The following is a 23,863-nucleotide window of genomic DNA, read 5'->3' as shown; positions in this document are numbered from 1 at the left end:
CGTCGAAAAAAACACTTTGCGCGGAGAGAGTGTGTTCCGATGGGCTGCGTGCCCATCGGAACGCGCGGTTCGGAGCGAAATCTCTTTTGGTAGAAAAAGGGCGGTGCCCTTTTTCTACCAAGTTATTTTACAGAATCAGCAGGTCCTTCTTGGCCAGGGTGATATCCTGGCAGCCGCCCTCCTGCAGCACCACCACGTCCTCGATGCGGACGCCGAAGCGGCCGGGCAGATAGATGCCGGGCTCGGCGGACACGGCCGCACCCAGGGGCAGGGGCTTGTTGTTGGCGGGGGTGGCGTTGGGGGACTCGTGAATTTCCACGCCCACGCTGTGGCCGAAGCTGTGGCCGAAATAGGGACCGTAACCGGCGTCCTCGATGACCTTCCGGGCGGCGGCGTCCACGTCGTGGCCGGTGGCGCCGGCCTTGGCGGCGGCGATGCCCGCCAGCTGGGCCTGCAGCACGACGTTGTAGACCTTCTCCATCTCCTCGGTGACGCGGCCCACGGCCACGGTGCGGGTCATGTCAGAGCAATAGCCCTGATAGATGCAGCCGAAGTCCATGGTCACGAAGTCGCCGTCCTGGATCTTCCGGTCGGTGGGCACGGCGTGGGGCATACTGCCGTTGGGACCGCTGGCCACGATGGGGTCAAAGGACATATTCTCCGCGCCTCCGGCCAGCATCAGGTACTGCAGCCGGGCGGCGATCTCCTTCTCGGTGACGCCGGGCTTGATCTCCTTGACGATCTGGTCCAGAGCGGCCTCGGCGATGCGCTGGGCGGCGATCATCCGCTGGATCTCCTCCTCGTCCTTGCTCTGGCGCAGGGAGATCAGCAGCTCCGTGGCGGGCACCAGCTGGCAGTGCAGCTTCTCGGAATAGTGGCGATAGTCCGCCACGGTCATGTACGCATCCTCGAAGCCCAGCTTCTGCACATGGGTCTTTTCCATGGCGGCGTTGATCAGGTCCACATAGGGGTGGGCAGCGTCGGTCATGGCGATCTCGGCGTCCTGCACCTTGTTGTGGGCGGCCTCGATATAGCGGGAGTCGGTGAAATAGAAGTTCCCCTCCCGGGTCACCAGGGCCACGCCGTCGGTGCCGGTGGAGTGGAAGCCGGAGGCATAGAAGCGGTTGGCCTCGCAGGTCAGCAGCATACCGTCCAGCTCATAGGCAGACAGTTTTTCCGCAATTTTCGCAAAATGGTTCATAATCAAAACTCCTTTCAGATCCGGTGAACGCCACCGGCTAAATGCTTCCAGGGGGCCTGGAGGGCATGCAGCACCTTCTGCCACGGGGTCCTGGCCCCGCCGGCTGGTTCCACCATCAGGGCCGTGACGCCGCTGAGGTTGGCCCCCAGCATATCCGTCAGCAGCTTATCCCCCAGCATGGCCGTGTGGGCGGGGTCGGTCCCCGCCTGGTCCATGGCCCGGCGAAAGCCCGACGTCTGCGGCTTTTTGGCGTGGCCCACATAGGTGATCCCCAGGTCGCGGCAGAACTGCTCCACCCGCCGGGGGCTGCGGTTGTTGGACAGGATCATCACCCGGATCCCCGCCGCATGTAAGCGGCCGAGCCAATCGCGCACCGCCTGGTCGGGGCGGGACACGCTTTTGGGGGCCAGGGTATAGTCCAGATCGCTGAGCAGCAGCCGGATGCCCCTGCTCTGCAGCAGCTCCGGCGTGATCTGCTGATAGCTTTCGTATACCCCGTCCGGCACCAGAGAAATGCGCATACACCAGTTCCCTTTCTCATAGCTTTGGCTATAGTGTAGCATTTTTTTCATGGGAACGCAAGGGGGGATCTCCATGCCGCTGTATCTTGCCGCCACACCGGACCGTCTGACCCGGGCCCGGGCCGTGACGCCGCGCCTGGCCCATGTGGCCTATCGTCTGGGCCCCGGCTCGGAGCTGCTGGCCGCGCCGCTTCCGCCCGCTCTGCGGGGCGGGCTGATGGTGCTGTCGGACTGGGACTGTCCGCCGGTGGAGGAACCGGACCGCCTGGCCCGGCAGATCGCCCGGACCTGCCTGCGGCGGGGCTACGCCGGGGCGGCGGCGGACTTTGACCCGCCTGCCCGGCCGGACCGTCTGGCCCTGCTGGAGGCGCTTTCTCCCCTGCTGGCCTCCTGCGGCCGGACCCTGTACGTCCCGGAGCACTGCCCCGTCGCCGGGGCGACGATACTGTTGTGCACCGCCCTGTCCGGCGGAACGCTGGAGGGCCGGCTGACCCAGGCGGTGGACCAATACGGGGCGGAGCACCTGGCCCTGGACCTGCAGCGGCTGGCCATGGACTTCCCTCTCCCCTGCCCCGGAGGTCTGGGCACGCCCCTGACCCTTCCCCAGCTGGAGGCCCTGGCCGCAGGCCGCCCCACCTTCTATTCCGACGCCCTGTGCGCCCGGTATTTCACCCTGACCCGGCAGGGGCAGACCCACTTCGTCCTCTTTGACGACGCCCGGACCCTCCGGCGGAAGCTGGAGCTGGCCCGTCAGCTGGGCATCCGGGATGCCCTGGTGATGCTACCGGAGGTGGAGGACCTTCTGGAGCCGCTGTTCGCCGGGGTAAGATAAAATCCCTCCGTTTCGATACATCGTACCCAAACGGAAGGATTCCCTTTTTATAAGCCGCGCACGGTTATTGCCGCTCCAGCACATGTACGGTCACCGGAAATCTTTCATTTCCGGGCATTACGCCTGTCACCATCCGGACTGTGGTAAATCCGAATTTGGCATACAGAGCCAGAGCCGGTTCATTCCCGTCCAGAACTTCGATCTCCGCGTCATCCTGCACTCTCTCCAGCGCAAAACGCATCAGCTCTGACCCGACTCCCTGCCGGGCGCAGCTCCGGTCCACATAAAGCCACGCCAGCTCCGTGTCCGAAAATGCTATGAAGCCCACCACCAGTCCCTTATCCTCGGCCACATAGACCTGATATTCAAACAAGCCCTCTCTTTCCGCGGCGATGGACAGCGGCAGAAAGGCCGCCGGCAGGCCGGCATACTCCAGCTCACTTTTCCGGGCCGGATCGTGGACCTGACACAGGCGCTCAAAATCTTTTTCCTCATATTTCCGGATGTTCAGCTGCAATGACATTTTATACCTCCGACTTCGCAGATGCACCGGCATGCCGGGCCGCCTGTCAGAATAACTCCCCCAAAAGGAGCGTTGTCCCCTGAATCGGTAAAAAGCGTGCTGAACACAACGTCCAGCACGCTTTTTGAGACGATTAATAATATCTCTTGTTTCTGTTCTTGCGGGCAGCCTCGGACTTCTTGCGGCGCTTGACGCTGGGGCTTTCGTAGCACTCTCTTCTCCGCACTTCAGCCAGGACGCCTGCCTTGGCGCAGCTTCTCTTAAAACGCTTCAGAGCGCTGTCCAGGGACTCGCCTTCCTTGACGTGGACTTCGGACATCTATTTTCCCTCCCTCCGATGTATCCGGCTCGATCCAGGATACTCTTTAAGAGCCATTGGACATGACTTTAACAATAGCATTATACTGTGTAGGCCCTGCCTTGTCAAGCCGTTTTCCAACATTTTTTACGATTCCGATTATTTCGCAGGCTTGACGATCAGGTTCATGAGCTTGTCCTTCACCAGGATGGTCTTTACCACGGTCATGCCCTCGGCGGCCTTTCTGACCTTGTCCAGCTCCATGGCGGCGGCCATGACGGTCTCCTGGTCGCTGCCGGCGGGGACGGTGACAGCGCCCTTGAGCTTGCCGTTGACCTGGATGGCCATGTCCACATGGGTGTCCACGGTCTTGCCCTCGTCATAGGCGGGCCAGGGCATCTGCATGGCCATCTTGCCGGTCTTTCCGGCGTAGCCGGTAAGCTCCCACATTTCCTCCACCATGTGGGGCGCAAACGGGGACAGCAGAAGCATCAGCTGCTGCAGGTCGCCCCGGGTCAGGCCGGAGGAATAGAACTCGTTGACCATGGCCATCAGGGCGGCGATGGCGGTGTTCATCTTCAGATCGTCGATGTCGGCGGTGACCTTCTTGATGGTCTTGTGGATCAGGGCCTCGTTCTTCTGGGAGAGCTCGTCGCTGTCCTGGGCCAGGTCCATCAGGTTCCAGCAGCGGTCCAGGAACCGCTTGGAGCCCTTCACGGCCTCGTTGGACCAGGTGACGGCCTTTTCAAAGTCGCCGATGAACATGATATGCAGGCGCATGGTGTCCGCGCCGTACTGGGCCACGATGTCGTTGGGGTTGACCACGTTGCCCCGGGACTTGGACATCTTCTCGCCGCCCTCGCCCAGGATCATGCCGTGGCTGGTGCGCTTGGCATAGGGCTCCTTGGTGGGCACCACGCCGATGTCATACAGGAACTTGTGCCAGAACCGGGAGTACAGCAGGTGCAGGGTGGTGTGCTCCATGCCGCCGTTGTACCAATCCACGGGGCTCCAGTATTCCAGGGCCTCCTTGCTGGCCAGGGCCTTGTCGTTGTGGGGGTCCATATACCGCAGGAAGTACCAGCTGGAGCCGGCCCACTGGGGCATGGTATCGGTCTCCCGCTTGGCGGGACCGCCGCAGCAGGGGCAGGTGGTGTTGACCCAGTCGGTCATCTTGCTCAGGGGGCTTTCGCCGTCGTCGGTGGGCTCATAGCTCTCCACCTGGGGCAGGACCAGCGGCAGCTGCTCCTCCGGCAGGGCCACCCAGCCGCACTTGTCGCAGTGGACCAGGGGGATAGGCTCGCCCCAGTACCGCTGGCGGGAGAACACCCAGTCCCGGAGCTTATAGTTGACCTTCTCCTTGCCGAAGCCCTGCTCCACCACATACTTTTTCATGGCGGGGATGGCTTCCTTCACGGTCATGCCGTTGAGGAACCCGGAGTTCACCATCACGGCGCTGTCGTCCTTGGCCACAAAGGCCTCCTTGGTGACGTCGCCGCCCTTGACCACCTCGATGATGGGCAGGCCGAACTTCGTGGCAAACTCCCAGTCGCGCTGGTCGTGGCCGGGAACACCCATGACGATGCCGGTGCCGTAGCCCATGAGGACATAGTCGGACACGAACAGGGGCAGCGGCTTGTGGGTCACGGGGTTCATGGCCTCGATGCCCTCCAGCCGCACGCCGGTCTTTTCCTTGTTCAGCTCGCCCCGCTCAAAGTCGGACTTGTGGGCAGCCTCCTCCTGATAGGCGGCCACGGCGTCCCAATTCTTAATCTTGGGCTGCCACTCCTTCAGCAGGGGGTGCTCCGGGGAGATGACCATATAGGTGGTGCCGAACAGGGTGTCGGCCCGGGTGGTGTACACGGTGACCCGGTCGCCCACGTTGGTGTCGAAGGTGATCTCTGCGCCGGTGGAGCGGCCGATCCAGTTGCGCTGCTGGATCTTCACCCGCTCGATGAAGTCCACGTCCTCCAGATCGTCCAGCAGCCGCTGGGCATAGGCGGTGATCTTCAGCATCCACTGGCTCTTTTCCTTGCGGATGACCTCGCTGCCGCAGCGCTCGCACACGCCGTTGACCACTTCCTCGTTGGCCAGCACGCACTTGCAGCTGGTGCACCAGTTCACGGGCATGGTGGTCTTATAGGCCAGGCCCTTCTTGAACATCTGCAGGAAGATCCACTGGGTCCACTTGTAATAGTTGGGGTCCGTGGTATCCACGCAGCGGTCCCAGTCGAAGCCGTAGCCCAGCATTTTCAGCTGGCTGGTGAAGTTGGCGATGTTCTGCTTGGTGACGATGGCCGGGTGGATGTGGTTCTTGATGGCGTAGTTCTCCGTGGGCAGGCCGAAGGCGTCAAATCCGATGGGGTACAGGACGTTGTAGCCCTCCATGCGCTTTTTCCGGGTGACGATGTCCATGGCGGTAAAGGGCCGGGGATGACCCACGTGCAGGCCCTGGCCGGAGGGATAGGGGAACTCGATCAGCCCGTAGAACTTGGGGCGCTTGTCCCCGGTGACGGCGGCATAGGGCTTGGTCTCCTCCCACCGCTTCTGCCACTTTTTCTCAATGGCGGCAAAATCGTACTTCATATGCTTTTCTCCTTCTGATGATAAATATGACAAGAAAAATCCCCCGACCGTATAACGCGGTCAGGGGCGAAATCACTCGCTGTACCACCCTGCTTCCGCGGAGTCTTACACTCCGCGCTCGGGGCGCCTGTAACGGGGCGCGATCGTCCCGCCCTGTTCAGGCGGGAAACTCCGGGGCCAGTACAACGGAGCGCCTCCGCCGGCTCACACCAGCCGCCGGCTCTCTTCAGGGGGTCCTGCTCCGTCTTTTTCCCTTCGCAGTCTTTTGCGAAAATCAAGGATATTGTACCCGCTCTGCCAGGGTTTGTCAACCCCGGTTTTCCGGGAAAATTCCCCTCTCCGGCGGCAAAAATGTTGACGAAGCAGCCGCCAGCGCTTATAATAAGGAAAAATACCCGGCGCTTTTCCCCTTTGAAGCGCCGCAGAAGGAGCGTTATATGAAACAGATCATCCTCACCGGCGACCGGCCCACCGGCCGCCTGCACGTGGGCCACTATGTGGGCTCCCTGAAGGAGCGCGTGGCCCTTCAGAACTCCGGCAAGTTCGACGAGATCTATATCATGATCGCCGACGCCCAGGCCCTTACCGACAACGCCGAGCATCCGGAAAAGGTCCGCCAGAACATCATGAACGTGGCTCTGGACTATCTGGCCTGCGGCCTGGACCCGGAGAAGTCCACCCTGTTCATCCAGTCCATGATCCCGGAACTGACAGAGCTGACCTTCTATTATATGAACCTGGTCACCGTGTCCCGGGTCCAGCGCAACCCCACCGTCAAGGCGGAGATCCAGATGCGAAACTTCGAGGCCAGCATCCCTGTGGGCTTCTTCTGCTATCCCATCAGCCAGGCGGCGGACATCACCGCCTTCCGGGCCACCGCCGTCCCCGTGGGCGAGGATCAGCTGCCCATGCTGGAGCAGTGCAAGGAGATCGTCCACAAGTTCAACGCCGTCTATGGCGACACCCTGGTGGACCCCCAGATCATCCTGCCCAAGAACCAGGCCTGCCTGCGCCTGCCGGGCATCGACGGCAAGGCCAAGATGAGCAAGTCCCTGGGCAACTGCATCTATCTGTCCGACAGTCCCGAGGACATCCGCACCAAGGTCATGTCCATGTTCACCGACCCCACCCATCTGCGCCGGGAGGACCCCGGCCACACTGAGGGAAACCCCGTGTTCATCTATCTGGACGCCTTCTGCCGCCCGGAGTATTTCCCGGAGTTCCTGCCGGAATACAGCGGGCTGGATGAGCTGAAGGCCCACTATCAGCGGGGCGGTCTGGGGGATGTGAAGGTCAAGAAGTTCCTGAACAACGTCCTCCAGGCGGAGCTGGCCCCCATCCGCCAGCGCCGGGAGGATTGGGAGAAGCGTCTGCCCGACGTGTATGAAATCCTCCGCGTCGGCAGCGAGACGGCCCGCCGCACCGCCGCCGCCACCCTTCGGGATGTGCGTCACGCCATGCGCATCGACTACTTTGAGGACAACAACCTCCTGCGTAAGGACTGATTTAATCCCAAAAAAGCGTGCTGCCTGCGGGCAGCACGCTTTTTTTACGCTCCGGGGTCCTTGACAATATCGCGTGGCGATATTATAATGGCAGCATACAATATCGCGGCGCGATATTAAGTGGAAAAACACTGGAAGGAGGTGGAACGCGGCCATGAAGGAGCGGGGGACTCTGACCGAGTCCATGTTCTATGTGCTGATGTCCTTTTTGCGGGGACAGATGTGCGGCATCGAGATCACGGAGTTTGTGGAGCGGAAAACTAACGGCCGGGTGCGGCTGGGTCCCGGGACCCTGTACACCCTGCTGGGGAAGTTTCAGGAGGAGGGCCTGATCCGGGAGACGGAGATTCAGGGCCGCAAGCGCAGCTATCAGATCACGGAAGCGGGCCGGGCCGCCTTCCGGGAGGAGCTGGCGCGGCTGAGGGCCTGCGTGGACGACGGAGAGGAGGAGAGCGCATGGACCGAGCAAGAAAAGTGAGGAAAATACTTCCGGTATCCCCCTGTGACATCCGGGGGCTGGAGGCCTGGCTGGAGGAGCAGGCCAACGCCGGGCTGTTTCCGGTGTCCATCGGCAGCTGGGCGGTCTTTACCGCCGACGGCGTGCCCGGCACCAGGTTCCGCCTGGAGCCCTATGACCAGGGCAGGACGGCTCCCACGGAGGAGCAGCAGGAGCTGTATCGAAGGGCGGGCTGGTCATATGCCCTGAACGTGGCCCCCGCCGGGTGCTGGCTGTTTTACACGGCGGACCCCGCCGCCGTGGAACTGTACTCCGACCACGAAAGCCGGGGCCTTTCCCTGGAGCGGCTGGAGCGGGCCGCGCGCCGGGCCTGGCAGCGCAGCCTGCTGCTGGGGGTGGTCCTGGCTGCCGTATCCGTGTGGCTGCTGCTGTTCTGGAGCGGCGGCATGGCGGCCCGGGGCGGTCTGCCGCTGGTGTGGCTGCGGGTATTTGACCCGACGTTTCTGGTGCTGCTGCTGTGCCAGGGGGTGGCATTCGGCAGAAGCTGCCGGAACGCGGGACTGCTGCGCCGGGCCTGTCAGGCCCTGCGACAGGGGATGGATATGCCGCCCTCCGCCGGACCCAGCAGAAGGATCGTGTGGGAAAATGTGATCTCCCTGGCGGCGGTTTTCCTGCTGGCACTGCTGCTGGCGGGACAGTGGATGGAGCGCCGGGGCGTCCCCCTGGAGGACTTCCGGCAGCCCTATGTGGAGCTGCAGGAGCTGGAGAGCACCCCGGTGGTCCTGTTTGACCCATCCTCCGGACACGATTCCCGGGCTTATAGGGAGCATTCCCTGCTGGCCCCGGCCTGGTATTCCATCACCCAGCAGGCCCGTAGCCCGGAAAACGGCGCAAGCTGCTACGCGCCCCAGCTGGAGGCCATGTATTTCCGCCTGCTGCTGCCCTCCATGGCCCGGTCCGTGGCCCAGGCCCAGATGGAGCAGTACCGGCTGGTGAACCTGTCCTGGAGCTATGAGACCCTGGAGCATCCGGGGCTGGACTTTGTGCTTCTGGCCCGGGAGCCGGAGGGCCTCTGGCAGATGGCGGCCCTGGGCCGGGGCGGCCAGGTGGCCGTGTTCCTGTACTGCGGCCAGGAGCAGCTGCGGGATCATCTGGACCTCCTGTCGTCCTGGGGCCGATGAAACGGCGACAAAAATCCTGTCCCTGTGGGGACAGGATTTTTTATGGCATTTTACGCGTCGATTCCCCGGCTGGTGAGGTACTTCTTCACCATCAGGGCTACCTTGAAGGTGATGGCGTCGTCAAACTCCCGCAGGTCCAGCCCCGTGAGCTTCTTGATCTTCTCCAGCCGGTACACCAGGGTGTTCCGGTGGACAAACAGCTTCCGGGCCGTCTCGGACACGTTCAGGTTGTTCTCAAAGAACTTATAGATGGTGAACAGCGTCTCCTGATCCAGGGCGTCGATGGGATTCTTCTTGAAAACCTCCTGCAGGAACATCTCGCACAGGGTGGTGGGCAGCTGATAGATCAGCCGGCCGATGCCCAGGTTCTCATAGTTGATGACATAGCGCTCGGTGTCAAAGACCTTGCCCACCTCAATGGCGATCTGGGCCTCCTTATAGGCCTTGGCCAGATCCCGCAGGTGCAGGGCCAGGGTGCCGATGCCCACGAACACGGTGCTCTCGCCGTCCACCCGCAGGGCCTCCTCGATGGAGGCGGCCACCTTTTCCAGGTCCTTGCCGCAGGCGCCCTCGGGCATCTGGTGGATCAGGGCCACATCGTCGTCGCCCACGCTCAGCACGAAATCATTCTGCCGGTCCGGGAACATATTCTGCACCACGTCCACGGGAATGGCCTCGGCCCGGTCGTCCACCGGGCGGATGACAAACACGCCCCGGGGCACCTCCGCCGCCACATGCAGCTCCTTGGCCCGCATGTAGATATCGCTGATCAGGATATTATCCGAGATGATGTTCTTAATAAAGGAGCCCTTATCGTGCTTTTCCTCATAATAGACCTTGGCGGCGTTCAGGGCCACGCAGGCCATGGAGCACACGGTGCGTCCCACGCTGTCGTCGCCGCTGGTGAAAACCGCATAGTCAAAGTGGGTGCCCCAGCCGGGCATAGCCTTGAAGGTCTTGCCCTCCATGGTCACGCAGTTGCCCTCCGCCGCGGCGATAGGCTCCACATATTTGGTCCACTTCTTGCCGATACCGGTGAGCTCGCTGCACGCGATCACCGTGCCCTCGGAGTCGATAACGCCGATGGTGCGGTCCGTGGTCTCCTTGAATTGCAGCACAACATTTTGAAAAATTCTTCCAGACATTCTTGTTCCTCCCGCCGATGATTTGGGCTGTGGGTATTTTGTGCAAACTGTCAGGCCGTTACCCCTATTATATCGTCAGAATCACGGATTTGCAAGTATTTTTTTATCTTTTCTACAAATTTCCTGGAAATTTTTTTGCAGTTATGTCGATAAACGCCTCTACCGGCAGTCCGCAAGAGCTTTTTTCTCCTCCGCCGTCAGCATCCGGAAGGCCCCGGGGGCCAGCTCCGGGTCCAGCCGCAGGGGGCCCATGGACAGCCGCTTCAGGTACGTCACCGGCTTTCCCCGAGCCGCCAGCATCCGCTTCACCTGATGGAACTTCCCCTCCCGCAGGGTCACCAGGCACTCCCCCGGCGACAAAATCTCCAGCCCGGCGGGCAGGCACTCCAGTCCATCCCCCAGGGTCATTCCGGCGGCGAAGGCCGCAGCATCGGCAGGCTCCAGCGTGCCCTCCACCCGGGCATAGTACACCTTGTCCACGTGGGACCTGGGAGCCAGCAGCCGGTGGGCCAGGAGTCCATCGTTGGTCAGCAGCAGCAGGCCCTCCGTGTCCTTATCCAGCCGCCCCACCGGCGACAGGCCCCTCCGCCGCAGTTCCGGGGGCAGCAGGTCCAGCACCGTCTGCTGGTGGGTGTCCTCGGTGGCGGACAGCACCCCGGCGGGTTTGTGCAGCATCACATAGGTGAACCGCTCCGTCTCCACCGGCTGGCCGTCCACGGTGATGGCGGCCGCCTCCGGGGCCACCTTCTCCTCCGCCGTCCGGGCGGTCTGTCCGTCCACCCGCACCCGGCCCTGGCGCACCAGCTCCTTTACCTCCCGCCGGGACCACCGTCCGGTCCCGGCCAGGATTTTGTCCAGCCGCTCCATATCTGCACCTCCTGCAATTTCTTCCGTAAGCATAGCATAGTTTTGGGCAAAATGGAATAAGAAATGTACGAGGTGATGGTATGGTGGTATTCATGAAGCGGCGGCAGCTGGCAGCCGCCGCCCTGGGGGTCCTGGCGGCCCTGACGCTACTGTTTGTGATTCCCGGTTGTCAGCGGGACAGCGGCGGGAGGGAGCCGGTACAGGCCGCCGACAACGCCGCCCGGGTAGCCTATCTGGAAAGCCTGGGCTGGCAGGTGACGCCGGAGCCACTGGAAACCCTGAGCATTCTGCTGCCGGAGGACCTGTCCGCCCATGCGGAGTATGCGGCCCTGCAAAAGGGACTGGGCCTGCCCTTTGACCGGTGCGGCGGCAAGACCGTTACCCGGTATACCTATACGGTGCTGAACCATCCCGATGCTCCCCAGGGGGTCCAGGCAAACCTGTTTGTCTGCGGCGACCAGGTCATAGCCGGGGACATCACATCCCTGGGAGAAAACAGCTTCCGCCGCAGCCTGGAATTTCCCCAATGAAAAAGCCTCCCCGGCGGCGCAGCCGTTGCGCCGTCCGGGGAATTGTGCTATACGAGGAGATACTCCCATGGACATCACGCAATTTGTCATGGCCTACGGCGTGGAGCAGGACCGCCTATCCCCGCCTGCCGCTGACGGCGGAAAACGCCGCCGCCATCCCCTGCCGCCAGGTGCTGGGAGCCTACTCCGTGTCCTTCACCCGGCAGGATTGAATCCCCCGCCCGCCGGTGGGTTTTTTCACTTGCAGCCGCCGCCGCTTCGTGGTATAATGTACTGTATTATAGGATGGATAGGTAGTATTTTACGAGAGGAGCATCTGTTAATGCGCGTCATCGACCTGGAAAACATCAATTACGCCATGCGCAACGAGACGCAATTCGTTCTGCGCTGCGAGGAAGTATTTCACGACAAGATCAGCGCCGCTGCGGCGGCGATCCTGTCCAATCGCCAGGAAAAGCCCGTGGTTGCCCTGACGGGTCCCTCCGGCTCCGGCAAGACCACCACCGCCATGCGGCTTCAGGAATACCTGCAGAATCTAGGAGTCAAGGTGTGCCTGCTGAGCATGGACAATTTCTTCCTGCCGCTGGACAAGCGTCCGCCCGAGGCCACAGACTGGGAGTCTCCCTACTGCGTGGACGTGGACACCCTGCTGACCTGCATCTCCCAGCTGCTGGACGGCATGGAGGCCGATATTCCCTGGTATGACTTCAAAAACGGCACCACAGGCGGCTACAGGAAGATGCAGGGTGAAAAGGACTGCATCGTCATCGCCGAGGGCATCCACATGCTCAATCCCCTGATCTTTGACAAGCTCCGGGGCATCGCCAACGGCGTGTATGTGGCCCCCCGGACCCGTATCATCACCAACGACGACAGAATCGTCCGCCCCGAGCAGCTGCGGGTGGCCCGCCGCCTGATCCGGGACTATAACACCCGGGGCCACTCCCTGCAGGAAACCGTGGAGCGGGCCGAAAGCGTGGACCGGGGTGAGATCAACTACATCATGCCCCACAAGGGCAACGCCGCCATTCATATCGACACCTTCCACGATTACGAGCCCTGCATCCTGGCCAAATACCTCAACGAGATTCCCCAGTTCCGCCAGGAGCTGACGCCGGAATATCTGGAAAAGCACGGCCTGACGGACCTGATGAAGGTAGTGGGCGGGGTTCCTCCGCTGCACACCCACTATGTTCCCCGCAACTCCATCGTCCGCGAGTTCGTGGGCGGCAGCTGCTATGAGTATTAAACCTGTCACCTTTTGATGCTTTGAGAGGAGTGGAAATATCATGAAAATCATCACCATCAGCCGTGAATTCGGCTCCGGCGGTCGCGAGCTGGGCAAGCGCCTGGCCGAGGAGCTGGGCATCCATTGCTACGATCACGAGATCATCGAGCTCATCGCCAAGGAGCACGGCTTCGATGAGCGGTATGTGGCCAACATCTCTGAAAAGTGCATCGAGGCCGCCTACCCCACGACCATCGGCCACCGTTTCGCCATGCCCCCGGTGCAGATCATGGACCAGGGCTTCCAAGTAGCCGCCGCCCAGCAGCAGATCATTGAAAACTTCGCCAAGCAGGGGGACTGCGTCATCGTGGGCCGCTGCGCCGACGTGATCCTGAAGGACTATCATCCCCTGAACCTGTTCGTCTATGCCGACGCCGAGTCCAAGATCCAGCGCTGCATCGACCGGGCCCCGGAGGGGGAGCACCTGTCCCGCAATGACATTGCCCGCCGCATGAAGCAGGTGGACAAGAACCGCGCCCAGTACCGTCAGATGTTCGCCGACTCCAAGTGGGGCGCCAAGGAGACGTACCACCTGTGCGTCAACACCTCCGGCCACCAGATCAAGGACCTGATCCCGGGCCTGGCCGCCTTCGTCCGCTGCTGGTACGGCGAAAAGTAACTCCATAAGTTCCGCAAAGTGCTTGACATTCCGGGCAAAAGCGGCTATAACACCCCTCGCTTGCTCGGAGGGCAAGTCATTCGCTGGAAATGACGAGCCGGATAAGGCAACAGGCTGAAACGCCTGTGCTTTATCCGGCTTTTTTTCGTTCCGGGCCTGCGCTTTGCATCTTCATTCCCAAGGAGGCAGTCGTATGAATTTCCTGACGGACAAAATTCGTCCCATCTACTTTAAGTATCTCGCCGCCGCCTTCGGCAGCGCCCTGATCACCTCTATCTACGGCGTGGTGGACGCCGCCATGGTGGGCCAGTATCAGGGCCCCACCGGCACGGCAGCCCTGGCCGTGGTGGCCCCGGTCTGGAACATTATTTATAGTCTGGGCCTTCTCACCGGCATCGGCGGCAGCGTGCTGCTGAGCACCCTGCGGGGTCAGGCCCCCGGCAACGAAAAGCGCTCCAACGAGTATTTCACGGCGGCAGTCCTGGCAACGGCGGTCCTGTCCCTTCTCTCCTGGGCGGCGCTGATTCTCTTTGACCGCCAGCTCCTGACGCTGTTCGGCGCGGAGGAGACCCTGCTGCCGCTGGCCCGGGCGTATCTGTTCTCCATCAAGTTTGTGGTGCCCAGCTTCCTGTTCACCCAGTTGATGTCGGCGTTTCTGCGCAACGACGGCGACCCGGCCCTGGCCACCAAGGCGGTGCTGTTCGGCGGCGTGTTCAACGTGTTCGGCGACTATTTCTTCGTGTTCACCCTGGACATGGGCATCATGGGCGCGGGCAATGCCGAACAGGTGCTGAATGAGTACCATTTTGATCAGCACCACCGGATCGGTTCCGGGGCATCCGTTGTCATGACAGTAGTACGGGTTCAGTCGTTCATACAGCCACTCATAGTCCATGACCTTCTCAATCTTCCGCAGCAGATGGCCTTTCGGAACTAGTGCATCCAAATCTACAATGATCGGCTCGTGCCGCGCGTCTTTTCTCCAGCCTTCCATGAAAACACCTCTGTTTCCTCTATTATAGCAGAAATAGGGCCGGTTGGGTAGTTTTTTGACAGACTGAAGCCCTCCGGCGTGGCCGGAGGGCTTATTATATGATTATCCCTGCACTGCTTTCAGCACCCGGTCATAGATGCTCTGCGCCAGCGGCAGGGCCTCATCCAGCAGGATCTGGCCCCGGGTGCGGTACTGGGCGGCGAAGGCCGCGTCCCGGACGCTCCCCAGGTTGATGAGCACGTTCAGCCACGCCCCCTGCACGGCGGACCCCAGATGCAGGGCCGCGCAGCCCAGGTCGCTGGCGGCGCTGGCGTTGGACCGGTCCACCAGCCCATCCGTCAGCCGCAGCGCCTCCAGAGACAGCTCCATCATCTCAAAGGGCGTCTTTGTGCAGCCCTGCAGGGCCTCCTGCATGGCTGCGGCCCGGGCCTCCTTCTCCTGATCTGTGCCCTTGGGCATGGCAAACACGGCGGACACCGCGTTGAAGGCCTCCGTGTCCCGCTCCATCACGTCCAGGAACCGGTGCTCCAGGTCCCGGGCCTTTTCCAGGGTCTCCCGGGCCAGGCCGTCAAATTCGGCGTACTTCTTCCGTCCCACGGTCAGGGACCCCACCATGGCGGTCAGCGCCGCCCCCAAGGCCCCGGCCAGAGCGGCGGCGGAGCCGCCGCCGGGCGCGGGCGCGTCGGAACCCAGCAGGTCCGCAAACCCCCGCACCGTCAATTCAGCAAGCTGCATAGCGTCCTCCTTATTCCATCCCCACCAGGTGATACTCCATCACCTGCTTGTGGCAGTCGAAGTTTTCCAGCTTCAGATAGTATTCCGCGCAGTCGATCAGCGCCTTGGCCGGGGTCAGACCCACCAGCTCCGTGCCGATGATGCGCACGCCCCACCGGTCTGCCAGGGCCCGGATCATCTCATAGGCGTAGTACAGCGGCGTCCCCTCATAGTTCACCATGTTCATGGACACCTGGGCCACGTTCCGGTCCTCCAGCAGCAGGCCGATGGCCTTGCAGTACCTGAACCCGCCGGAGGAGCCCCGGATGGCCTTGGCAATGGACTTGGCGATCTCCACGTTGTCCGTGTCCAGGTTCACGTTGAAGGCCACCAGCGGCATCCGCGCGCCGATGGCGATGATCCCGGCGGTGGGGTGGATTTTCCGCTGGCCGAAATCCGGGGCCCATTCCGGCTCCAGCAGCTTCTCGGGCATTCCCTCGAACTGCCCCTTCCGGATCTTGGCCAGGTTCACCCGCCCCGGAGCCGTGGCCGACTCCTCATACAGGAAGCTGGGAATCCCCAGCTCCTCCCAGATGCGCTGGGCCACCTGCCGGGAAAGCTCCACGCACTCCTCCACGGTCATGTCCATGGTGGGCACAAAGGGGATCACGTCCGTGGCCCCCATCCGGGGATGAGCGCCCTGGTGTTTGGTCATGTCGATAACCTCCATGGCCCGCTTGGCCAGCCGGAACGCCGCCTCGCCGATGCCCTCCGGGGACCCCACCAGCGTGAACACGCACCGGTTGTGGGTGCCGTCGGACTGCACGTCCAGCACCGTGCACCCGGCCACGGCCTGGGCGGTCTCCACCAGGGCGTTGAAGGCGGCCTCGTCCCGCTCCCGGCTGACGCTGAAATTGGGGATGCATTCCACAAGCTTCATCATATGTTTTTTCCTCCCTATCCTCTCTTTTTATGCGCTTCCCGGGACGGGGCCCACAGGCCCCGCCCTGGGGGAAATTTACTGCAATTCTCCGCAGACGGCCTCCGCCGCCTGAGAAATGGCGTGGGCCTTCACCAGCTCATCCGCCTGCACCATCAGCGGGTGCATCACCACGTCCTGGTCCACCGGCGGGATCGCCTGGCGGATGCGGTCGTACACCGCCCGGGTGGCCGGGGACAGTCCGTCCTCGCCCCGCAGCCACGCCGCCTGGGCCCCGGCAAACAGCTCGATGCCCAGCACCTTCTGGCTGTTGTCCAGGATCATCAGCGCCTTCCGGGCGGCGGTGGTGCCCATGCTGACGTGGTCCTCCTGGTTGGCCGACGACGGGATGGAGTCCACCGATGCCGGATGGGCGTATACCTTGCTCTCCGACACCATGGAGGCCGCTGCGTACTGGGCGATCATGAAGCCCGAGTGCACCCCGCCGCGATTGGTCAGGAAGGCCGGCAGCCCCTCGGACAGGGCCGGATTCACCAGCCGCTCCAGCCGCCGCTCCGACACGTTGGCATATTCCGCCAGGGCAATGCCCAGGAAGTCCATGGCCAGGGCCACCGGCTGCCCGTGGAAATTGCCGCCGGAGATGGCCTCATCCTCCTCCGGGAAGATCAGGGGGTTGTCGGTGACGGCATTGATCTCCCGGCTTACCACGCCCCACACATAGCCGATGGCGTCCCGGCTGGCCCCGTGAATCTGGGGCGTGCAGCGGATGGCGTAGGCGTCCTGCACCTTGTCCGGATTCAGGTCGAAGGACAGCCCGCTGCCCTCCAGCAGCCGCCGCAGGTTCTCCGCCGTGGTGATCTGCCCCGGCTGGCCCCGCAGGGCGTGCACCTTGGGATCGAAGGCCTTCCGGATGCCGTGCAAGGCCTGGCAGGTCATGGCGGCGGCGATGTCCGCCGTTTTGGCCAGGTCCCGGGCGTCATACACCGCCTGGCAGGCGATGGCCGTCATGATCTGGGTGCCGTTGATCAGGGCCAGGCCCTCCTTGGCAGCCAGCTGGATGGTGTCGATGCCGGCGGCGGCCATGGCCTCCCGGCCCGGCATCACCCGGCCCTGATACTCCGCCTCGCCCTCGCCCAGCATCACCAGCACCATGTGGGACAGGGGCGCCAGGTCGCCGCTGGCCCCCAGGGACCCCTTCTCCGGGATGATCGGATGGACCCCCCGGTTCAGCATCTGCAAAAGCGTCTCCATGGTGGACAGGCGGATGCCGGAATTGCCCCGGGCCAGGGCGTTCAGCCGCAGCAGCATAGCCGCCCGCACCACCCGGGTGTCCAGAGGCTCCCCCATGCCGCAGGCGTGGGAGATGATCAGATTTCTTTGCAGCTGGGCCGTCTCCTCCTCCGGCACAAACACCGTGGAGAACTTGCCGAACCCGGTGGTCAGGCCGTATACCACGGCCTTGTCCGCCAGCTTCCGGTCCACATAGGCCCGGGCGGCGTTGATGCGCTCTCTGGCATCCGGCGCGATGGCCACCGTCTCCCCCTGCCGGGAGACGGCGATGACCTGTTCAATGGTCAGGTCGTGTCCGTTGATATAGATCATGTTCCGTTCCTCCTACTCCTCATGCACGATCTGTCCCTTCTTCATCACCGTGCCCACCAGGTTGCTGCCGAACCGATAGCACACATAGTCCAGGTCCGGCGCGTTCCACAGCAGCAGATCCGCCTGCTTCCCCGGCTCCACGGAGCCGATGGTCCCGGCCCGGCCGATGGCGGCGGCGGCGTTCAGCGTCACCGCCGTCAGCACCTCCTCCGGTGTCATCCGGTATTTCAGGCACGCGATGTTCATGGCCAGCTGCAGACTGCTGCCGGGGCAGGACCCGGGATTGAAGTCCGTGGCCACCGCCACCGGCACTCCGGCCCCGATCATCTCCCGGGCCGGGGCATAGGCCGCCCCCAGATAGAAGCTGGTGGCCGGCAGACAGCACGCCACGGCGCCTCCCGCCGCCAGACTCCGGATTCCCTCCGGCGGGCACACAATCAGGTGCTCGGCGCTGATGGCCCCGATCTCTCCCGCCAGCTGGGAGCCGCCGATGGCGGCGATCTCGTCGGCGTGGACCTTGGGCCGCAGCCCGTGGGCCAGTCCCGCCTCCAGGATGGTCCGGCTCTCCCGGGCGGTGAACACGCCCTCCTCGCAGAACACGTCGCAGAACTCCGCCAGGCCCTCCCGGGCCGCATAGGGGATCATCTCCCGGCACAGCAGGCGGATATAGTCCTCCCGCCGCCCCCGGTACTCCTCCGGCAGGGCGTGGGCCCCCATAAACGTGGCCGCCAGCTCCACTGGCTGCGTCTCGTTCAGCCGCCGGATCACCCGCAGCTGCTTGTATTCCTGCTCCGGCTCCAGGCCGTAGCCGCTTTTGGCCTCGCAGGTGGTCACGCCCATCCGCAGCATTTCCGCCAGGACCGCTTCCGCCTTGTGCGCCAACTGCTCCTCCGACGCCGCCCGGGTGGCCCGGACGGTGGACAGAATGCCGCCTCCCTGGGCCAGAATGTCCAGATACGGCACGCCCCGGAGCTTCTGCCCCAGCTCATTCTGCCGCCAGCCGCCGAAGATCAGGTGCGTATGGGCGTCCACCAGTCCCGGGGTCATCAGCCGCCCTCCGGCGTCCAGAAGGGTGTCGCCGTCCTCCGGGGCAGGCTGTCCCTGCCCCACGGCGGCGATTTTTCCGCCCTCCACGGCCACCCAGGCGTCCCGCAGCAGGGTGATCTCCCCCTGCTGCCGTCCCCGCCGGGCGGAATCCCCCCGGGGGGTGGCCAGCAGGCCGATGTTTGTGATATAGGTGGTCATAGCCCCTCCTTACCGGACCCCGTGCAGCACGGCGGCGATGATGTCGTCATCCTCCGGCGCGGTATAGGGCAGGGTGATATGATCCTGTCCGGCGTACAGCCGGTTATACTCCATGGCCGTGGTGACGGCGTTGTCGTTCCGGGCCCAGCTGCGCCGGGCCACGCCCACCATGGTGTCCCAGGGCATGCTCATGCGCAGGATGGTGTCCACCCGCTCCGAGCCGTCCAGCACCATGCCGAACCCGCCGTTGATGGACTTGCCGATGCCCACGCCGCCGCCGTTGTGCAGGGCGATCAGGCTCATGCCCCGGGCGGCGTTTCCGGCGTAGCACTGGGTGGCCATGTCCGCCATGATATTGGAGCCGTCCTTGATGTTGGAGGTCTCCCGGAAGGGGGAGTCCGTTCCGCCGGTGTCGTGGTGGTCCCGGCCCAGCATCACGGGGCCGATCTCGCCGTTGCGCACCATCTCGTTGAACTTCAGCGCGATGTTCATGCGCCCCATGGCGTCCTGATACAGGATGCGGCACTGGGTGCCCACCACCATGCGGTTGCGCTTGGCGTCCCGCACCCACACATAGTTGTCATAGTCCTGATACCGCCGGTTGTGGGCCAGGATATACTCCGCCGCCGCGGCGTCGGTCTTGTCCAGGTCCTCGGGCTTTCCCGACAGGCAGCACCACCGGAAGGGCCCGTAGCCGAAGTCGAACAGGCACGGCCCCAGAATGTCCTCCACATAGGAGGGGAATACGAACCCGTCCAGGTCGTTTTCGCCGTTGCGGCACACGTCCCGCACCCCCGCGTCAAACACAGCCTTCAGGAAGCTGTTGCCATAGTCGAAGAAATACGTCCCCCGGTCGTGGAACCGGCAGATCATCTCATAGTGCCGCCGCAGGGATTTGTCCACCAGCTTCCGGAACTTCTCCGGGTCGTAGTCCAGCATCTCCGTCCGCTGGGCGAAGGTCAGCCCCTGGGGGCAGTATCCGCCGTCATAGGGAACGTGGCAGGAGGTCTGGTCGCTGAGCAGGTCCACGTGCACATCGTTTTTGTACAGGTATTCCAGCAGGTCCACCACGTTGCCGTGATAGGCGATGGCGCAGGGGGTCCGGTCCGCCAGGTGCCGCCGGGCCATGGCCAACGCCTCCTCCAGGCTGTCGGTGCGCTGGCTGACCCACCCCTGGGTATACCGGGTCTCGATGCGGGAGTCGTCCACCTCTGCGATGATGGACACGGCCCCGGCGATCTCCGCCGCCTTGCCCTGGGCGCCGCTCATACCGCCCAGACCCGCTGACACAAACAGCCGCCCGGCCAGGTTCCCGTCGGCGGGGATCCCCAGCTTCAGCCGCCCGGCGTTGAGCAGGGTGTTGAAGGTCCCGTGGACGATGCCCTGGGGCCCGATGTACATCCAGCCGCCGGCCGTCATCTGTCCATAGTTGGCCACCCCCAGGGCGGCGGCCCGGTTGAAGTTCTTCTGGTCGTCAAAGGTCCCCACCATCAGCCCGTTGGTGATGATGCACCGGGGCGCCAGCTTGTGGCTGTGGAACAGGCCCAGGGGGTGGCCGGACATGACCACCAGGGTCTGCTCGTCCGTCATGACCTCCAGATACTTCTTGATGAGCCGGTACTGCATCCAGTTCTGGCACACCTGCCCCGTCTCGCCGTAGGTCACCAGCTCATAGGGGTACAGGGCCACGTCGAAGTCCAGGTTGTTGTCGATCATCACCTGGAAGGCCTTGGCCTCTATGCAGTTGCCCCGATACTGGTCGATGGGCTTGCCGTGCAGTTCCCCCTCCGGCCGGAAGCGATAGCCGTAGATCCGGCCGTGCTCCTCCAGCTCCCGGGCAAACTCCCGGGCCATCTGCAGATGGTGGCCCGGGTGGATATACCGCAGGGCGTTGCGGATGGCCAGGGCCTTGTCCGCCTCGGACAGATGCGCCTCCCGCCTGGGGGCCCGGCGGATCCCCTCCCGAAAGGCGGGGACCTTCGGCAGTTCATAGTCCAGCTTCACCGTCATCGCGTTGTCCACATCATAAAATGCCATATGCTGCCTCCTGTCTTGTATTATGATTATTCCAATTCAATATTATATTCGATTGCCGCAAATCTGTCAATTCATCGAAAAAAAGAATGGTTTTACCAATTCCTTTTGTGCTTTTTTATAATATTCCCTCAAAAGTTTCCTCCGGCTCACCTTCCCGGCCAAATCCGGAACCCCCGGCCCCCGCCGCTTTACTGCACTGCCGGGATGACCCCGCACTTTCGCGGATAAAATTTTTTCGTAATCATTTGTTACCGTCTTGTAATCGAATCGTTCTTGCATTTCCCCCGACGGTTTTCTACAATATAAAACAGAATTGATTTAGGGGGACCTTCTCATGAAAAAGAAAACCATTGCCGCCCTGGCCGCAGGGGGAGCCCTGCTGCTGGCCGCCGTTGTCATCGGCGTGCTGAGCCTGGTCCGGGGCTATTTTATTCTGCTGCCGCCCACCCATATGCAGCTCAACGGCCGGACGGAGGAGCACATCTCCGCCTTCGCCGCCTACACGGACCCCGGGGCCCGGCTGCTGCGGGGCGGCGACCCCACCGACGCCGCCGTCACCGTGGAGGGCCGGGTGAACACCGACGTCCCCGGGGACTATACTCTGACCTATCAGGCGGACTTCCGGGGCCGCAGCTACACCGCAAAGCGCCTGGTCCATGTGGAGGACCGGGAGGCCCCGGAGCTGACCCTCACCGGCCAGGCGGAGGTCACCGTCTCCCGCTATGACCTGTTCCAGGACCCGGGAGCCACCGCCCGGGACCGCTGTGACGGCGACCTGACCGCCTCCATCCAGGTAACGGACAAAGCCTCCGGCGACGTCCACACCCTGACCTACACCGTCACCGACAAGGCCGGAAACGCCGCCACCGCCACCCGCCGGGTGACGGTCCGGGACATCGTGGCCCCGGTGATCACCCTGTCCGGCCAGCGGGAGCTGTTCGTTCCCCTGGGCGGCGCCTATCAGGAGCCGGGCTACACCGCCCAGGACGACGCCGACGGCGATCTGACCGCCTCCGTCACCCGGGCCGGTACGGTGAACACCGCCTCCCCCGGGGTCTATACCCTGACCTATACCGTCACCGACAAGGCCGGCAACACCGCCACCGCCACCCGGCAGGTGTCGGTGTATGAGAACTCCTCCGGCGGAAGCCCCGTGTACCTGACCTTCGACGACGGCCCCAGCGACCGGGTGACTCCCCGGGTGCTGGACACCCTGAAGGAGTATAACGTCCACGCCACCTTCTTCATCGTCAACTATGGGGAGTCCGGCAAGGCCCTGATCCGCCGGATGATCGACGAGGGCCACACCGTGGCCATCCACGGCTACTCCCACGATTACGCCGCCATTTATAAGAGCGACGAGGCCTTTATGCAGAACATCTACCGTCTGCGGGACCGGCTCCGTTCGGATTTCGGGTATGAGGCCGCCATCATCCGCTTCCCCGGCGGCAGCTCCAACACCGTCAGCCGCCAGTACAGCGTGGGCATCATGAGCCGTCTGGCCCAGCGGGTCCAGGCGGAGGGCTTCACCTATTTTGACTGGAATGTGTCCAGCGGCGATGCCGCCGGTACCCCCGTCTCCTCCGGCCAGATCTATAACAACGTCACCTCCGCCCTGCGCCATGACCGCAGCAACGTGGTGCTGATGCACGACGCCGGGGCCAAGGGCACCACCGCCGACGCCCTGCCGGATATCATCCGCTATTGCCTGGCCAATGGCTACAGCATCCAGCCCATCACCCCCGCCACCAAGCCCGTCCACCACGGCATCGCCAACTGAATACGCCAGGAGCCCGGCTGTCGATTGATGCACAGCCGGGCTCCCGGACATTCTTCGGCAAAGCTCCCAAAAACAGCGCTTTCAGTCTGTTAAATCCTCCAAATATGCAATTCCCGCGTAAACGTGCGTTGCAGAATGGATGGTGCGGTGTTTACACTGGCAGAGGAGTGTCATCTGCTCCATCCAAGAACGGAGGCTTCACCATGAGAAACAGAATCAGGCTTTTTGGGGGGAAGAAAACGGAGATCTTCCATCTGGACATCCAAGTGGGGGCCATCGCCTTCATTCCCGTTCTCAACGTGATCTATTACCTTTTGACCCTGGTCACAGCCAGAGGGCGCAGATTCGCCCTCTTTCTGGAGACCGTCCTTCTGCTGGCCATCTGCAGTCTGCTGATCCGCTTATCGACCGGGTGGCTCCTCAGTGTGCTGTTTGCCCACGTTCTGACGTGCATCGGCATCCAGCAGCTGCTGCTGGACGCCTCCCCCGACTCCCGGAAGAAGCTGGGATATGTCATTCTGTTTTCCGCGGTATTTGTGCTGGCCATGCTGGCGATCGCATTTGCAGGCCGGAATGCGCAGAATAAAATGCAGCCGGTCTGCCAGGAGGCCCTGGAGGCTCTGACCCAGCGGGACGCGGAACGCTGGCAGTCCTGCCTCCACCCCACCAAGGCGGCGGATGAGCTGCGGGACATGGACGCCTTTCTGTCTGAGCTGGGTTTCCCCCTGCGCGGCGACTGGCAGCTGGAGCGTATGACGGGCCACGAGACGGAGATATCGGACAAGGACCACTACACCACCGCCGAGTTTCGCGCATCGGCGGATGGCCGGACCTACCGGATCACGATCACCCACCTGCGCAGCTGCGAAGGGTCCGGTATCGTGGACTTCACAATTCGCCCGGACTGAAATTCCGTTGAAAAATGAATCCGCGCAGTGCACCGGCACATGAAGCCGGAGGACCACTGCAAAAAGCAGCGGGGGGGGGGGGGGGGGGGG

23 protein-coding genes and 2 pseudogenes are annotated in these 23,863 nt (G+C 63.0%); 11 read left to right on the top strand and 14 right to left on the bottom strand.

What is annotated here, in order from left to right; translation table 11 throughout:
- Positions 1-127: 127 nt before the first annotated feature.
- Both LKD37_RS13170 and LKD37_RS13165 read right to left on the bottom strand, forming a co-directional pair.
- Positions 128-1,201 carry a M24 family metallopeptidase gene (locus LKD37_RS13170; RefSeq protein WP_302929632.1) on the bottom strand — a complete coding sequence of 358 codons (1,074 nt, stop codon included), beginning with the start codon at positions 1,199-1,201 and terminating at the stop codon, positions 128-130.
- Positions 1,202-1,215: 14 nt separating this feature from the next.
- Positions 1,216-1,773 carry a YqeG family HAD IIIA-type phosphatase gene (locus LKD37_RS13165; protein ID WP_302929631.1) on the bottom strand — a complete coding sequence of 186 codons (558 nt, stop codon included), beginning with the start codon at positions 1,771-1,773 and terminating at the stop codon, positions 1,216-1,218.
- 22 nt (positions 1,774-1,795) lie between these two features.
- On the opposite strand from LKD37_RS13165, the gene LKD37_RS13160 reads away from it, so the two are divergent.
- On the top strand, positions 1,796-2,554 hold the full coding sequence (locus LKD37_RS13160) for a glycoside hydrolase family 18 protein (protein WP_302929630.1): 759 nt from the start codon (positions 1,796-1,798) through the stop codon (positions 2,552-2,554).
- A 64-nt stretch (positions 2,555-2,618) separates the two neighbouring features.
- On the opposite strand, the gene LKD37_RS13155 is transcribed toward LKD37_RS13160, so the two are convergent.
- The 3 genes from LKD37_RS13155 to leuS form a co-directional block, all read right to left on the bottom strand.
- A complete protein-coding gene (locus tag LKD37_RS13155; protein WP_302929629.1) occupies positions 2,619-3,077 on the bottom strand; it encodes a GNAT family N-acetyltransferase in 459 nt (152 codons plus the stop codon).
- A 133-nt stretch (positions 3,078-3,210) separates the two neighbouring features.
- A complete protein-coding gene (rpsU, locus tag LKD37_RS13150) occupies positions 3,211-3,396 on the bottom strand; it encodes a 30S ribosomal protein S21 (RefSeq protein ID WP_022135835.1) in 186 nt (61 codons plus the stop codon).
- A gap of 138 nt (positions 3,397-3,534) precedes the next feature.
- Positions 3,535-5,961 (bottom strand): leucine--tRNA ligase, encoded by a 2,427-nt coding sequence (gene leuS, locus LKD37_RS13145; RefSeq protein WP_302929628.1) that lies wholly within the window; start codon positions 5,959-5,961, stop codon positions 3,535-3,537.
- Between the two features lie 437 nt (positions 5,962-6,398).
- Here leuS and trpS point away from each other — a divergent pair, with 437 nt between their 5' ends.
- From trpS to LKD37_RS13130, 3 genes are all read left to right on the top strand, one after another.
- On the top strand, positions 6,399-7,466 hold the full coding sequence (gene trpS, locus LKD37_RS13140) for a tryptophan--tRNA ligase (protein WP_302929627.1): 1,068 nt from the start codon (positions 6,399-6,401) through the stop codon (positions 7,464-7,466).
- A 154-nt stretch (positions 7,467-7,620) separates the two neighbouring features.
- Positions 7,621-7,944, top strand: coding sequence for a PadR family transcriptional regulator (locus tag LKD37_RS13135; RefSeq protein WP_302929626.1), 324 nt, complete (start codon positions 7,621-7,623; stop codon positions 7,942-7,944).
- Complete coding sequence (locus LKD37_RS13130) at positions 7,923-9,104, top strand: DUF2812 domain-containing protein (RefSeq protein ID WP_302929625.1); 1,182 nt, start codon at positions 7,923-7,925, stop codon at positions 9,102-9,104. The genes LKD37_RS13135 and LKD37_RS13130 overlap by 22 nt, the downstream gene beginning before the upstream one ends.
- Positions 9,105-9,154: 50 nt before the next feature.
- On the opposite strand, the gene LKD37_RS13125 is transcribed toward LKD37_RS13130, so the two are convergent.
- Both LKD37_RS13125 and LKD37_RS13120 read right to left on the bottom strand, forming a co-directional pair.
- Positions 9,155-10,249, bottom strand: a complete 1,095-nt coding sequence (locus LKD37_RS13125; protein WP_302929624.1) for a PucR family transcriptional regulator — start codon at positions 10,247-10,249, stop codon at positions 9,155-9,157.
- Positions 10,250-10,408: 159 nt separating this feature from the next.
- The gene (locus LKD37_RS13120) at positions 10,409-11,116 is read right to left on the bottom strand and encodes a pseudouridine synthase (protein WP_302929623.1); all 708 of its coding nucleotides are present in this window, start codon (positions 11,114-11,116) and stop codon (positions 10,409-10,411) included.
- Between the two features lie 80 nt (positions 11,117-11,196).
- Here LKD37_RS13120 and LKD37_RS13115 point away from each other — a divergent pair, with 80 nt between their 5' ends.
- The 5 genes and pseudogenes from LKD37_RS13115 to LKD37_RS13095 all read left to right on the top strand — a co-directional run.
- The gene (locus LKD37_RS13115) at positions 11,197-11,646 is read left to right on the top strand and encodes a DUF4830 domain-containing protein (protein ID WP_302929622.1); all 450 of its coding nucleotides are present in this window, start codon (positions 11,197-11,199) and stop codon (positions 11,644-11,646) included.
- On the top strand, positions 11,643-11,858 hold the full coding sequence (locus LKD37_RS13110) for a hypothetical protein (RefSeq protein WP_302929621.1): 216 nt from the start codon (positions 11,643-11,645) through the stop codon (positions 11,856-11,858). The genes LKD37_RS13115 and LKD37_RS13110 overlap by 4 nt, the downstream gene beginning before the upstream one ends.
- Before the next feature lie 110 nt (positions 11,859-11,968).
- Complete coding sequence (locus LKD37_RS13105; protein ID WP_302929620.1) at positions 11,969-12,895, top strand: adenylyl-sulfate kinase; 927 nt, start codon at positions 11,969-11,971, stop codon at positions 12,893-12,895.
- A 40-nt stretch (positions 12,896-12,935) separates the two neighbouring features.
- A complete protein-coding gene (locus LKD37_RS13100; RefSeq protein ID WP_302929619.1) occupies positions 12,936-13,553 on the top strand; it encodes a cytidylate kinase-like family protein in 618 nt (205 codons plus the stop codon).
- Between the two features lie 193 nt (positions 13,554-13,746).
- Positions 13,747-14,274, top strand: a pseudogene (locus tag LKD37_RS13095) (MATE family efflux transporter); the annotation flags it as partial.
- A 114-nt stretch (positions 14,275-14,388) separates the two neighbouring features.
- Here the strand turns inward: LKD37_RS13095 and LKD37_RS17855 are convergent.
- The 7 genes and pseudogenes from LKD37_RS17855 to LKD37_RS13065 form a co-directional block, all read right to left on the bottom strand.
- A pseudogene (locus LKD37_RS17855) lies at positions 14,389-14,448 on the bottom strand (hypothetical protein); the annotation flags it as partial.
- A gap of 201 nt (positions 14,449-14,649) precedes the next feature.
- Complete coding sequence (locus LKD37_RS13090; RefSeq protein ID WP_302929618.1) at positions 14,650-15,282, bottom strand: cyclodeaminase/cyclohydrolase family protein; 633 nt, start codon at positions 15,280-15,282, stop codon at positions 14,650-14,652.
- Between the two features lie 10 nt (positions 15,283-15,292).
- Positions 15,293-16,204, bottom strand: coding sequence for a glutamate formimidoyltransferase (ftcD, locus tag LKD37_RS13085; protein ID WP_302929617.1), 912 nt, complete (start codon positions 16,202-16,204; stop codon positions 15,293-15,295).
- Between the two features lie 75 nt (positions 16,205-16,279).
- On the bottom strand, positions 16,280-17,803 hold the full coding sequence (hutH, locus tag LKD37_RS13080) for a histidine ammonia-lyase (RefSeq protein ID WP_302929616.1): 1,524 nt from the start codon (positions 17,801-17,803) through the stop codon (positions 16,280-16,282).
- 12 nt (positions 17,804-17,815) lie between these two features.
- Complete coding sequence (gene hutI, locus LKD37_RS13075; RefSeq protein ID WP_302929615.1) at positions 17,816-19,048, bottom strand: imidazolonepropionase; 1,233 nt, start codon at positions 19,046-19,048, stop codon at positions 17,816-17,818.
- Positions 19,049-19,057: 9 nt separating this feature from the next.
- A complete protein-coding gene (gene hutU / locus LKD37_RS13070; protein ID WP_302929614.1) occupies positions 19,058-21,085 on the bottom strand; it encodes a urocanate hydratase in 2,028 nt (675 codons plus the stop codon).
- Between the two features lie 66 nt (positions 21,086-21,151).
- Positions 21,152-21,364 (bottom strand): hypothetical protein, encoded by a 213-nt coding sequence (locus LKD37_RS13065; protein WP_302929613.1) that lies wholly within the window; start codon positions 21,362-21,364, stop codon positions 21,152-21,154.
- A gap of 55 nt (positions 21,365-21,419) precedes the next feature.
- Here LKD37_RS13065 and LKD37_RS13060 point away from each other — a divergent pair, with 55 nt between their 5' ends.
- A complete protein-coding gene (locus tag LKD37_RS13060; protein ID WP_302929612.1) occupies positions 21,420-22,865 on the top strand; it encodes a polysaccharide deacetylase family protein in 1,446 nt (481 codons plus the stop codon).
- A 203-nt stretch (positions 22,866-23,068) separates the two neighbouring features.
- Positions 23,069-23,773: a hypothetical protein gene (locus tag LKD37_RS13055; protein ID WP_302929611.1), complete on the top strand. Its 705-nt coding sequence runs from the start codon at positions 23,069-23,071 to the stop codon at positions 23,771-23,773.
- The last annotated feature ends 90 nt before the right edge of the window (positions 23,774-23,863 follow it).

Origin of the sequence: Brotocaccenecus cirricatena (assembly GCF_020687045.1) — a bacterium.
Taxonomy (GTDB): domain Bacteria; phylum Bacillota; class Clostridia; order Oscillospirales; family Oscillospiraceae; genus Vescimonas; species Vescimonas cirricatena.
The sequence above is the reverse complement of the archived record's forward strand: the minus strand, read 5'-3'. Positions and strand labels throughout refer to the sequence as shown.